Origin of the sequence: Pedobacter sp. GR22-10, from assembly GCF_026239715.1 — a bacterium.
Taxonomy (GTDB): Bacteria; Bacteroidota; Bacteroidia; order Sphingobacteriales; family Sphingobacteriaceae; genus Pedobacter.
Genome location: NZ_JAPIVR010000004.1, coordinates 507484 through 520056, shown reverse-complemented (window position 1 = coordinate 520056; position 12573 = coordinate 507484). Strand labels below are relative to the sequence as shown.

10 protein-coding genes are annotated in these 12573 nt (G+C 39.6%); 6 read left to right on the top strand and 4 right to left on the bottom strand.

Annotated features, from left to right (window positions below):
• The first annotated feature begins 88 nt into the window (after window positions 1-88).
• The 4 genes from OQX64_RS22485 (at window position 89) to OQX64_RS18775 (ending at window position 3187) form a co-directional block, all read left to right on the top strand.
• Window positions 89-373, top strand: a complete 285-nt coding sequence (locus tag OQX64_RS22485) for a GIY-YIG nuclease family protein (RefSeq protein WP_265819917.1) — start codon at window positions 89-91, stop codon at window positions 371-373.
• Window positions 374-617: 244 nt separating this feature from the next.
• Complete coding sequence (locus OQX64_RS18785; RefSeq protein ID WP_265819916.1) at window positions 618-1529, top strand: UbiA family prenyltransferase; 912 nt, start codon at window positions 618-620, stop codon at window positions 1527-1529.
• Window positions 1530-1594: 65 nt separating this feature from the next.
• Window positions 1595-2224: a class I SAM-dependent methyltransferase gene (locus tag OQX64_RS18780; protein WP_265819915.1), complete on the top strand. Its 630-nt coding sequence runs from the start codon at window positions 1595-1597 to the stop codon at window positions 2222-2224.
• A gap of 66 nt (window positions 2225-2290) precedes the next feature.
• On the top strand, window positions 2291-3187 hold the full coding sequence (locus OQX64_RS18775; protein ID WP_265819914.1) for an NAD(P)/FAD-dependent oxidoreductase: 897 nt from the start codon (window positions 2291-2293) through the stop codon (window positions 3185-3187).
• A gap of 14 nt (window positions 3188-3201) precedes the next feature.
• Here OQX64_RS18775 and OQX64_RS18770 read toward each other — a convergent pair whose 3' ends face one another.
• The 4 genes from OQX64_RS18770 to OQX64_RS18755 all read right to left on the bottom strand — a co-directional run bounded on the left by OQX64_RS18770 (window position 3202) and on the right by OQX64_RS18755 (window position 10068).
• Window positions 3202-3366 carry a hypothetical protein gene (locus OQX64_RS18770; RefSeq protein WP_265819913.1) on the bottom strand — a complete coding sequence of 55 codons (165 nt, stop codon included), beginning with the start codon at window positions 3364-3366 and terminating at the stop codon, window positions 3202-3204.
• Between the two features lie 272 nt (window positions 3367-3638).
• The gene (locus OQX64_RS18765; RefSeq protein WP_265819912.1) at window positions 3639-5297 is read right to left on the bottom strand and encodes a RagB/SusD family nutrient uptake outer membrane protein; all 1659 of its coding nucleotides are present in this window, start codon (window positions 5295-5297) and stop codon (window positions 3639-3641) included.
• An 11-nt stretch (window positions 5298-5308) separates the two neighbouring features.
• Window positions 5309-8386 (bottom strand): SusC/RagA family TonB-linked outer membrane protein, encoded by a 3078-nt coding sequence (locus OQX64_RS18760; protein WP_265819911.1) that lies wholly within the window; start codon window positions 8384-8386, stop codon window positions 5309-5311.
• Window positions 8387-8619: 233 nt separating this feature from the next.
• Complete coding sequence (locus OQX64_RS18755) at window positions 8620-10068, bottom strand: amino acid permease (protein WP_265819910.1); 1449 nt, start codon at window positions 10066-10068, stop codon at window positions 8620-8622.
• A gap of 369 nt (window positions 10069-10437) precedes the next feature.
• Here OQX64_RS18755 and OQX64_RS18750 point away from each other — a divergent pair, with 369 nt between their 5' ends.
• Together OQX64_RS18750 and OQX64_RS18745 are read left to right on the top strand one after the other, a co-directional pair.
• Window positions 10438-10782: a PadR family transcriptional regulator gene (locus tag OQX64_RS18750; RefSeq protein ID WP_029282550.1), complete on the top strand. Its 345-nt coding sequence runs from the start codon at window positions 10438-10440 to the stop codon at window positions 10780-10782.
• A gap of 13 nt (window positions 10783-10795) precedes the next feature.
• Window positions 10796-12550 carry a PspC domain-containing protein gene (locus OQX64_RS18745; RefSeq protein WP_265819909.1) on the top strand — a complete coding sequence of 585 codons (1755 nt, stop codon included), beginning with the start codon at window positions 10796-10798 and terminating at the stop codon, window positions 12548-12550.
• Window positions 12551-12573: the final 23 nt, after the last annotated feature.

Sequence of the window (12573 nt, the reverse complement as noted above, 5' to 3'; positions counted from 1 at the left end):
GGGTCGGGGGTTCGAACCCCTCATTTCCCACACTAAGCCTTTCAGGAAACTGAGCGGCTTTTTTTATTAAATTTCCATATCTTCATGTATGTTTTGTGCATACATTTTATATTCCCAAACCCGTAATAAATATTACGTAGGTTCAACATTTAATCTGAAAGCAAGAATTATAAAGCATAATACAAATCATCCGGGCTTTACCGGACATACAGGGGACTGGCAAATTGTTTGGGTAAAATCTTTTACTGAAAAATCTGATGCTGCTAAAAGAGAAAAACAAATCAAAAGCTGGAAGAGTAGAAGGATGATCATAAATTTGATTAACACAACTGTATTGTCAAATCCTGATATTATTGGTGATAAGATAGGATAACTTTCAAAATAATCAAAGGGAAATTAGTTCAGCTGGTTCAGTGCATCCCGACTTTATCAGTCGGGAGTGCCGAGGGTTCGAACCCCTCATTTCCCACGCTAAGCCTTTCAGGAAACTGAGGGGCTTTTTTGTTTTTTGAGGTTTGCATTCCATCCGGGCTTGATTTTATTTTCTGAATCTTCCACTTTCCAGTTATATATTCAGTTTTATATCCGAAATTGGCCTCTGAAAATGATGCAATTTCATGTTAAATAAAATAGTCCGGTTTATTTTTTTTGGTAATTACTTTGTCGGCATTTTAGCTGTGGCCTTAACTCTTGAGGCTACCTATCAGTTGCGGCTTCCCTTTAATTCTTTAAATTATTATTTATTGCTTTTTTTAGCACCGACAATTTATTATACCTACGCATACAATAAAGTGTCCAATCAGCCCTCTGCAACGAATCCCAGAACGCAGTGGTATTTCGAGCATAAAAAGATTATCGGATGGAGCCAGATGTTACTTTTCATGCTTTGCATATTTCTTGCACTAAAGCTGCTTAATCAAAATTATCAGCATATTTTAAATCTTCCGGCCATTTATTGGCTCGCCATTATCATTATCATTATTGCCGGAGTTTTGTATTATGGATTACTACCCCGGTCATTCCTGAAATTTAACCTCAGAAATACAGGTTGGTTAAAAGCATTCGTGATTGGTTTCGTTTGGGCATGTTGTGCCAATGTGTTGCCGCTGATTATGCTCAAAATTGAAACAGGAGTTGGTTATCATGATTCTATTTTGTGGACATGGCTTTTTATCAAAAACTGGATGTTTTGTACCGTAAACGCCATTATATTTGATATTAAAGATTATCCTACAGATGCCAACAGGCACCTGCGTACCTTCGTGGTACGTTATGGCCTGCGCAAAACGATCTTTAGTATTTTAATTCCCCTGCTCATTATCGGACTCATTTCTCTTGGTATTTTTGCCAGCTATAAAGGATTTGGTCTGCCACAGGTATTGTGTAATGTATTGCCTTTTGTGCTGACCATTTATATTGCCTATTCTATGCACAGGAGGAAAAATATCCTGTATTACCTGATGGTCATTGATGGATTAATCCTGTTCAAAGCCCTGTGTGGTATGATTGGAATGCAGTTTGTTCAATAGCGAAGGAGGAAAGCCAAAAAAGGCCTCTCGATCAGGAAAATATAAATTTTTAATTCAGATCTCAATTGACAAATAATTACGATAAAATAGCCAGTCAATACGATGTTTTAAGTCGCCTGGTTTTTTGGAAATCGCAGGTGAAGGCACAGGTTAATCAACTGTCTTATATCCCGGAAAATGCTTCCCTGCTGATTGTGGGTGGTGGTACCGGGTGGATTTTAGAGGAAATTGGCAAGGTTCATCCATCCGGTTTAAGCATCACTTATGTAGAGATATCGGAACAAATGATTAAGCTTTCAGAAACGCGGGATATTAAAAACAACCAGGTAAAATTTATTCATTCCGGCATTGAGGATTTCAAAACCAATATGCAATTTGATCTCGTGCTAACCCCATTTTTGTTTGATAACTTTCCTGTGGAAAAGGCATCTGCTATTTTTAAAGACCTGCATCATCACCTGAAGATCAATGGACTGTGGCTTTTTGTAGATTTTTCAGTAAACAATCAAAACGGCAAATGGTGGAAATTCATCTTGCTGAAAGCGATGTATTCATTTTTTAAACTGATCCGTATCGTAGAGGCCAGTCATTTAATAGAGATGCATCCATATTTCATCAAGGAAAAGTATAAGATCAGGGAGCGGCGATTTTATTATGGCAGCTTCATTATGGCAACTGTATATCAGAAATCATGACATTTATTTAATGCAATAAAGTTGCTTTTGATGATGGGTATCTCGATTTTTGTAAAAAAATTAGATATGGATTTTGATGTAATCATTATTGGCGGAAGTTATGCCGGCCTGTCAGCGGCCCTGGCTTTAGGAAGGGCAACTCGAAAAGTGCTTATTGTTGATGCAGGTAAGCCCTGCAACAGGCAAACGCCGCATTCACATAATTTTCTCACTCACGATGGCGATCGACCGGCTGATATTGCTGCCCAGGCAAAGGCTGAGGTGTTAAAATACCCTACAGTTCAGTTTAAGAATGGGGAGGTCGTTTCTGCGCGGAAATCATCCGGTGAATTCAGGATCTCGCTTCAAAATGGAGAAGAATTCTCGGCCAGGAAATTACTGATTGCAACAGGATTGAAAGATTCTTTTCCTAATATCAGCGGATTTGCAGAATGCTGGGGAATTACGGTGATTCATTGCCCTTATTGCCATGGGTATGAAGTGAAAAATGAAAAGGTTGGCTTAATGATGAATGGTGATCATGCTTTCGAGATGGCCAAAAACATTAATTTGTGGAATAAGGATTTAACTATTTTAACCAACGGTAAATCTCAGCTTACAGCAGCACAAACTGAAAAATTCCGGTCTAAATCAATTGCAGTTATTGAAGATGAAATTATAGCCCTTGAACATGAAAATGGTGTTTTAAAAAATGTTGTATTTTCCGAAGGAAATAAACTGAGCTTTAATGCGCTCTATGCAAGGGCAGAAGTTTCGCAGCATACGGATTTGGATCTCCAGCTGGGCTTTGAGCTTACGGAATTCAATACCATAAAAGTGAATGAGCAGCAGCAGACTACCGCAAATGGAATTTATGCAGCAGGAGATTGTACCACATTGATGCGGTCGCTATCCATAATTACTGCCGCCGGAACATCAGCAGGAATCATGATCAATAAAGAAATGATTTCAGAAGATTTTTGAGATGCCATCGGTAACTAGAATAAAATGGCGCCGATAATTACTACCGCTAACATAGCGGCCATAACAATTCGATCGGCTGTTACCCATTGTGCTCTGGTTAAGGGAGTTGCTGCTTTTCTAACTGTTTCTGTTTTTGGCCTGGCTATCCTGAAAAGGGAAATGTCTAATTTAATAATCATGGGAAATGTTTTTAATAGGTATATCTTTTAAGACAAACCCTAAGCCAAAAACCGCCGAATATGTGTAAATGTGGATAACTTCAGTTTTTTGTTAACTAACTCGCTTGTTTAAAGGTTATTGTATCATTTTTGTGATTTTCTGGTCTATTGTAGTGTATAGCATAAGATGCACATTTGTTTTTGTATCAGGTTGTAGGATAATTAGTTGCGCCTGCTTTTTTTATAATTAACAATAACCTGCGTTTATTTCAGGTTATTGTTAATTTGTAGGATTAATAGCCTGGATTTTGCGCAAAAGGTCCGCCATTGAGATCAATAGCCCTGCTCGGAATTGGTCGTAATAATTTCAACTGACCACCAGCACCGGCAAATGGATTAATACCTTTATCAAACCAGTTGGTTTTGATATCCCGGTTGTATAGTCTGGTCCTTTCTACCAGTGTTCCTGTTCTTTTTAAATCGAACCACCTTTCATATTCTCCCACCATTTCTCTGGCGCGTTCATCCAAAATGAAATCTATATTCACACTTGCTGGGGTGATGGCCATTTCAGCGGTTTTCCCTGTTTTAGCAGCTCTTCTTCTTACCTCATTTATCCGGTCAGTGGCCAATGCCAGATTTCCAGCTTTAAAATAAGCTTCGGCAGCAACAAGATAAGTTTCGCCTAACCTGGCTAAAAACAGATCACGTGTACTGGTGGCCGCTCCAAACTGTGATTTTGGATCATCAAATTTCTTAACCGATGGTGTGGCATTATCCAGTACGGTGCTCCTGCTGGCCTGCCAGGCATTTGAATAAGGGATGATGGTGGTGGTTGCCCGGCGTGTAGGATCTGCAGCACGCCAATCTGCATCTGTTGTCATGTCCCATTTTGGTTTATAATAGAACCGGATATTCAGGTTGGCTCTTTCGGTGCTTTTATCATAATAATCATAATAACGCTGATAGAGTTTAATCATAAATGTGGCATCGAAACGTGCATCATTTTCGGTGAAAGTATTAAAAGTGTATAACGTAGGTACCAGTACAAATGCCCGGTAAGGGTAGCCTTGTGCGCCTCCTGAGCCTCCCTGGTAGGGCCCGAAAAATGCCGCCTGTGTATTTCCCCCGGTGGTAGCAGTAGGCAGGGAAGCCGCATCAAATTGGATCGAAAACAATACTTCCGGATCTTTTTCATTACCAGGGAAAAATAAATTTTCAAAGGAAGTGGTTAAGGTTTTTCCGGCTATGGCAGCATCAGCGAAAGTAGCTGCTGTACTAAAATCCTGCGCAGATCCAAATGCTTCATAGCCCCGGGTTAAATATACTTTTGCCAGGTAATGGCGAACAGCTTTTTTAGTCACACGACCAAAATCCGAAGTTGTTTCCGGTACCAAAGAAAGTGCTTCATTCATTTCCCTGATAATAAAATCATATATCTCTTGTGCAGTGTTTCTTTTAAACTGCTCAATGGGTGTATCAAAGCGATCTGTTACCAAACTCACTCCGCCAAAAGATTGTACCAGCAGGAAATAATAGTATGCCCGTATAAATTTTACTTCTCCTTTTCTAATGGACAAATTTGCGCTGGATGCGGTATTGCTATTGAAATAAAGTGCAGTATTACACAGCTGAATGGAAGAATAGGTGTTGGTATAAAATGCCGTTACCTCCGCATTATCGGGGTTCAGGTTTTGATATTCACTAATGCCCACGGGTTGTGCATCTCTGCCTTCCACATACATGTCAGTTCCGGCACAAAATACATATGGCGAACTGTATACTTTGCGAAGTGTAGCATAGGTAGCGTTAATTAATTTTTCATATCCTTCTGCAGTGGCATAGTATTCATTGGATGTGATATTCGATTTATTTTCTTCTTCTAAAAATTTTTTACAACCCGTAAATGAGCTGGCAAGAATTAAAAGGGATAGTATGATCTGTTTTTTCATGATACCTCGGTTTAAAATTTCAGGTTAACACCAAATTGATAGGTGATTGTGCTTGGGCCGGTATTGTTAATGTTTCCTACGGTTGTGTTGGTTTGTTCAGTGGTGATGGAAGGGTCAATTCCACTTGCACTTTCCGGATCAAATCCATCGTAATTGGTCCACACAAATGGATTTAATACATTGGCATATACACGTAAACTCTTGATTTTTAATTTTTCAATTATTTTGGCCGGGAGGGTATACCCCAGGGAGATGTTCTGTATTTTAACAAATGAAATATCTTTATAATAGCCTACACCGGTAATGCCATCCCAATAAGGACCAATGTTGTTTGGCTGAGGGTAAGTATTGGAACTTCTTCCCTGCGTGACAGCGTTGGCAGGCATGTAATAATCGTTGTAAATTTTATTGGTTCCACGGTCGTTGTAGCGGGTAAAAACACTATGGAAAGCACTGTAAACCTGCATGCCTTGCCTGGCGAAAAGTGAAGCAGATAAATCAAAAGCTTTATAAGTGAACTGTGTAGAAAAGCCGCCCGTCCATTTTGGATCTTTCTGGCCAATAATCTGCCTGTCGTTTGTGCTGCTGATTTTACCGTCGTTATTTAAATCCTTTACCCGGGCCTGGCCAGGCAGCTGGCCATAAGTCAGGGCCAGTGCACGTTCGCTTTCCTGCCAGATCCCATCAAAAACATAGAGATAATTAACGTTGATCGGCTGTCCGATAAACCAGGAATTACCGACTAAATCCTGCTTTTTATTCAAGAGGTCAATAATGGCATTTTTGTTTCTGGCAAAGGTGAATGAGGTTGACCAGGTAAAATCCTTCGCAGAAATATTGATGGTTCTTAAAGATACCTCAATTCCTTTATTACTTACAGAACCCACATTGTCTTTGATGGATGAATAGCCGGTTTCGAGTGGTAAATCCCGGTTAAGCAATAAACCTTCCGATAATTTATCATAGAGGTCAATGGAGCCGGAAATTCTATTTTTCAGGAAGCCAAAATCAATACCTAAATCAAATTCACGTGTTCTTTCCCAGGTTAATGATGAATTGGGCAGTCTGCTTGGTGAATAACCGAGGGCAGGTGTTCCGCCGAAATCGTAATAGGTGGGTGCACTCAGGTTCATCTGTGTTTCGTACGGCCTGATGTTATTGTTGTTGCCAGCCACCCCGGCACTAAAACGCAGTTTTAAATCAGATACAAATGAGGCGTTTTGCATGAAAGATTCCCTTGAAATTTGCCAGGCAATTGCTGCTGATGGAAATGACGACCATTTATTGCCTTCAGCCAGTTTGGATGAGCCATCCCATCGGTTGGCGAGGGTTACAAAATATTTGTCTCTAAAGGAATAGTTTATTCTTGCTAAAAAGGAAAGAATGGAGAACTGGTTAAAATTACTGGAAGATAACTGTCTGTTGTTAGACGCGCCTAAATTGTAAAAAGAAGAATTGTAAGGCAGATCGTTAACCTTCGTGGTATCACTTTCAAATCTGTCTTTTTGCATGCTGTATAAACCGGTAAAAGCAAAATTGTGCTCTTTGATTTTTTTACGGATATTTACCACGTTATCAAAAATATAAGATTGAGTTTGCTGGTTTACCCTTTGTGCATCCGGTAGTAATCCATCGCCAACCCCCGTTAAAGAACCCCAATATCTGCCATTTCTGACAAAGTTTACACTCGGAGAAAAGGTTGACCGCACATCAATCCAGCTTGCAGGGGCATACTGAAGGTAAACATTACCTACTCCAAAATGTCTTCTGGTATTATTTTGTGAATTGGTAATTTCGAGAAGTGGATTCACCACGCTGGTAAAACTGGAAACTACGGAAGATCCGGGAACTGGAATTTGACCTGGTCTGAATACCAGGTTTCCATTGGCATCATAAGGTTTGAAAATTGGTGCCATATTGAAGCCATTTCTCACTGCATCATCACTCCCACGTTCGGTTTCGGTAAATGAAAAATTAATGCTCATTCCGGCAGAAAAACTTTTATTGATCTTTCCGTCTACATTTACTTTAAAATTATAGCGACTTAAATTGTCCTGTAAAAAATTCCCTTTTTCATTCTGATAGCCTGCACCAATTAAATATTGAATATCACTGTTACTGCTCCGGCCTGAAGCGGTTATCCAGTGATTAGCCTGAATACCATCTTGTAATACCAAACTTTTCCAGTCGGTATAATCATGATTGGCTACCGTTTGCAATACCGTTGGATTATCTAAACTTCCAATGGTATTGGTAAAAGTTCTGCCGGCAATGAGTTCTGGTGAGATGAAAGTATTTTGGCGGTATTCCCACCATTCTTCTCCGGACATAAAATCAGGCATTCGGGCAACTTTTCTGATGCCTACGTAACCATCATAAGAGATGGTTGCTCCGCTGCTTTTATTGGTTGCACCATTTTTTGTGGTTACCAGTACAACACCATTTGATCCTCTTGATCCGTAAATGGCTGTTGAGGCCGCATCTTTCAATACGTCCATTTTGGCAATATCTTGTGGATTAAGGAAATTGATGTCTGAAACAATTACACCATCCACAACAAAAAGTGGCTGTCCGCCCGCCAGTGAGTTCTGCCCCCTGATCTGAACATTGAAATTTGCGCCTGCGCGGCCTGAGCCCGCAGAAATATCTACTCCGGCAACCTGACCTTGAACGGCCTGTAAGGCACTAACTGTTCCCCTTTCGGCAATCGCATCGCCCTGAACGCTACCCACTGCAGTGGCTACCTGCGATTTCTTTTGTGTGCCATAACCCACCACTACCAATTCATTTAACTGACCAGCTGCTTCAGTTAAAGTAACGGATATTGTTTTCTGCCCCGCCAGGACAACTTCTTTATTGTTATAACCTACAAAGGAGAACACCAATGTAGCATTAGGTGGTGCATCAAATGAAAAGTTCCCGTTCACATCTGTTGAACTGCCAATAGCAGCACCTTTGACTTTGACGGATACACCGATTAATGTTTCGCCCTTTTCATCTACTACCTTGCCAGAAATTTTTTGATTTTGTGCCATCAAAACGGTACTGAACAAGAAAGAAATGACGAAAAAAAGTAATTTTTTTTTCATGATTATTTGGTTAAGAATTGAAATAGCCATTTTGGTATGACTATTATATTTGGTTATATGGCTTACAATTTAGCCAACCAAATTCAATTCGTAACTATAATACGACTCAAAACTGTGCAATCGTTCCCGTAAATGATGTCTAAGAAGTGTTATTCTGTTGTGTTAATATTAGAGGTATAATTGTATTTTAATGAATTGTAAATCTGTATTTATTATTGATGTATTTCGTCGTTTTAAATTTTTTCTTCAGGATTGATATTCAGTTTACTGTTCTTTTTGCCATACCAGAAATAGATCACAAGTCCGATGACCAACCAAACCGCTAAACGTAGCCAGGTTTCCCAGGGAAGAAATACCATCATGGCCACACAGGTTAAAATGCCCAGGATAGGAATTAATGGAACAAAAGGAACCCGGAACGGGCGTTTGGCTTCCGGATTGGTTTTACGTAAAATCAGTATACCAACGCAAACCATTAAAAATGCCAGCAAAGTTCCGATGCTGGTCATTTCTCCAACTACATTCATGGGTACGAATGCAGCAAAAAGCCCAATAAACATGCAAAGGATGATGTTTGATTTCCAGGGTGTTTTGAATTTCGCATGTACATCAGAGAACATTTTTGGCAATAAGCCATCTTTACTAATGGAGTAAAACATTCTGGATTGTGCCATTAAATCAATTAAGATTACGGAAGTATAACCAATCAGAATTGCTAAAATGATGGCCTGACTTAACCAGCCGTAAGGCGTTTTTTCGATTGCAATTGCTACCGGTGCACCACTGTTGGCAAATTCTTTATAATTGGCTAAACCGGTCATTACATGACCAAATAAGCCAAAAAGTATGGTACAAACCACCAGCGAGCCAATAATTCCAATTGGCAAATCCCGTCCTGGATTTTTAGTTTCCTGTGCAGATGCGGCAACGGCATCAAAACCAATAAATACAAAGAAAACAAGGCCTGCACCACGCAGTACACCACTCCAGCCAAACTGCCCGAAAGTACCCGTATTTTCAGGAATATAAGGATGATAATTGGCCGGATCAATATATTGCCAGCCCAGGGCAATGAAAACCAGCACCACACCAACTTTTAAAAATACAATAATGCCATTCACTATGGCTGATCCTTTTGTTCCACGAATCAGAATCGCCGTCATTAAAACAACAACCAGTGCTGCAGGAATATTAATGATTCCGTTTACTGTTGAGCCATCTGCCAGTTTTGCGGTTTCGAAAGGAGAGAGGGTAAGTTGTGGAGGAAGAAAAAGCCCCAGGCTTCCCAAAAACTTCGTTAAATATTGAGACCAGCTAATGGCTACCGTAGCACAACCTACGGAATATTCCAATACCAGATCCCAGCCAATAATCCAGGCAAAAAGTTCGCCCATGGTGGCATAAGAGTAGGTGTAAGCACTTCCCGCAACCGGAATCATAGATGCAAATTCTGCATAACAAAGTGCGGCAAAACCGCAGCCCAAAGCGGCAATGACAAAAGAAAGGGTCACTGCCGGACCCGAATGATTGGCTGCAGCCAATCCTGTAATAGAGAACAGGCCTGCACCAAGTGTTAAACCCACACCGATTAAAATCAGGTTAACCGGGCCTAAAGTTCTTTTAAGCGTCCCTTCGCCACTTTGGTTTGCTTCAGCAACAATACTGGCAATCGATTTTTTCATGAAACAAGTTAAGGTTGCAAAATTATCAAATAATATTAATTCTATCGTATTTGTAGTAATTTGTTTTTGAATTCAACCATAAACGAAGTTTAGATGACTATATAAGGGATCAATCGTCTGTAAATTATAAGTTCAGTGATGTATAAATACTCGCAAAGTGCTGTTGCACTTCCGGCTTTGAGACTGCACGATTAGACTAAGCCAATGGTTTAGTCACCTAAAATTCAACTAATAAACGACCCATTAAGTTATCTCTAATTTTTTAATAAAAAAAATAATAATCTCATTGTCAGTATTTTAATTAATAATTTTGCTTAATTTTAGTACTATGTATTGCATAGTACAATATAAAACATATATCTTTGTATTATGATAGCAGAAAATACGCAAACGCAAATGCGGAAGGGAATTCTGGAGTACTGTGTTTTATCAATCATCTCAAGGGGCGAAATATATGCTTCTGATATTATTGCTGAATTGCGCTCGGCAAAATTGCTGGTGGTGGAGGGTACACTTTATCCATTATTAACCCGGCTTAAAAACAATGGTTTATTAAGCTACAACTGGGTAGAGTCTACCTCAGGTCCGCCCCGAAAATATTATACCTTAACTGATGTTGGTCGGGAAATTTTATCAAAATTAGATCAAACCTGGCAGGAACTTGCCTATGCCGTAGGCATATCGCAAAGCGGCGCCAATTCAACAACCTCATAACGCAAACAAGGAAATGGAAAAAACCATCATCATCAATATAGGCAATACGATTATTCACATCGAAGAAAGTGCCTACGATATTTTAAAGGCTTATCTCAATGAAGTTAAGCAACATTTTGCCAATCATGCAGACGATCTGGAGATTGTAACCGACATCGAAAACCGTATTGCAGAATTATTAACCGAGCAGTTACAGGAGCAGAAGAAACAGGTCGTTGACATTGCAGATGTTCAACATGTAGTAAGCCAAATGGGCCGCGTTAAAGATTTTGATAACGTTGAGGAAAATGAAGAGGAACCCGTTTTACAATCTGCTTACCAGCACCAATATGCCGAAAAGAAATTATACCGGGATATGGACGACAGGGTAGTGGCTGGTGTTTGCTCAGGAATTGCCCATTTTCTAAATACTGATGCGAAATGGATCAGGATTGCCGTATTGCTCATGGCCTTTCTGGGCGGATTCGGATTTCTGGTGTATGCCATACTCTGGATCATCATGCCTAAAGCAACATCCCGTTTGGAAAAAATGGAAATGAAAGGCGAACCAGCAAACTTACAGGGTTTTCAAAAGAATTTGGATGAAGAATTACAGGCCGTTAAAGAACGTTTAGGAGAAGTGAACAGGCATGCTCAACCCATATTAGCCCGTTTCGGAATGGTTATCGGCGAATTTTTTGAATGGATCGGCAGGTTTTTATCGGGAACAGGAAAAGTTATATTTAAAGTTATTGCCGGCTTTATCATTGTATTCGGTGCATTTATATTACTCATGCTGATTATTACTACTGCAGCTTTTCAGGGTTATTGGGACTCCAGCATTTATGACACTTTTCCATTTTCAATCATCAACGACGGAAACAGGGGCATGATTTTGTTCAGTGCTTTTATTGTATTGTTTATTCCGGTTTTAGCACTTGTGTTATTTTCGATCCGTGTTGCTTTTAACAAACAAGCCATCAACAAAACCCTTTCTTTTGCCCTACTGATCATTTGGTTAGGTGGTGTGGCCATTGCTGGTTACCAGGCTGCAAAAATATCTTCTGAGTTTAAGCAACATGCAGAATTAACGCAAACGGTTGATTTAAAATCCGCTAAAACTTATATCATCGACATTGATAAAAGTAAATATTTCAGTAAGGAAGATAGTCTTGCTTATCATATCAACACAAATAGCAAGAACCAGATTGTGACTGATGATTTTGAAAACGGACCTTTCGTGATGCCAAATAATATCCGTATTGACATTGAAAAAGGTGCTACAAATGCTACACGCCTGATACAAAAATACGAATCTCAGGGTAAAACTTTTCAAAGTGCCTTACAAAATGCTCAAAATATAGATTATAAATACAGCCTAAAAGATTCGACAATAGTTTTTAATCCACGTTTTCAGCTCCGAAAGGGAACCATTTGGAGAAACCAGGAAGTTCGCTTACAGCTTGAAATTCCGGTTGGTACAAAAGTGATCTTAAAAGAAGATTCATACAGGTATGTCAATAATTATGGAACCTGGGATTGCGGCGAAAAGGAAGGCGACAAAAACGATTATACTTCCTGGATCATGACGGAGGATGGCCTGAAATGCATCGCTCAGTTAAAAGAAGAGGCACTAAATAAGCAAAAACTTAAAGATGAACTGCATGATTTAGAACTTTCACAAAAAAATAAACCTGTTGATACACTTAAGCAGGATTCTATCCTAAACAGAATCAGGGAATTGAAAGAAGAACTGGGCATTAAACCTGAAGATCAAAAATATCGTTAAAACTTACCTCCGCCACACTACAG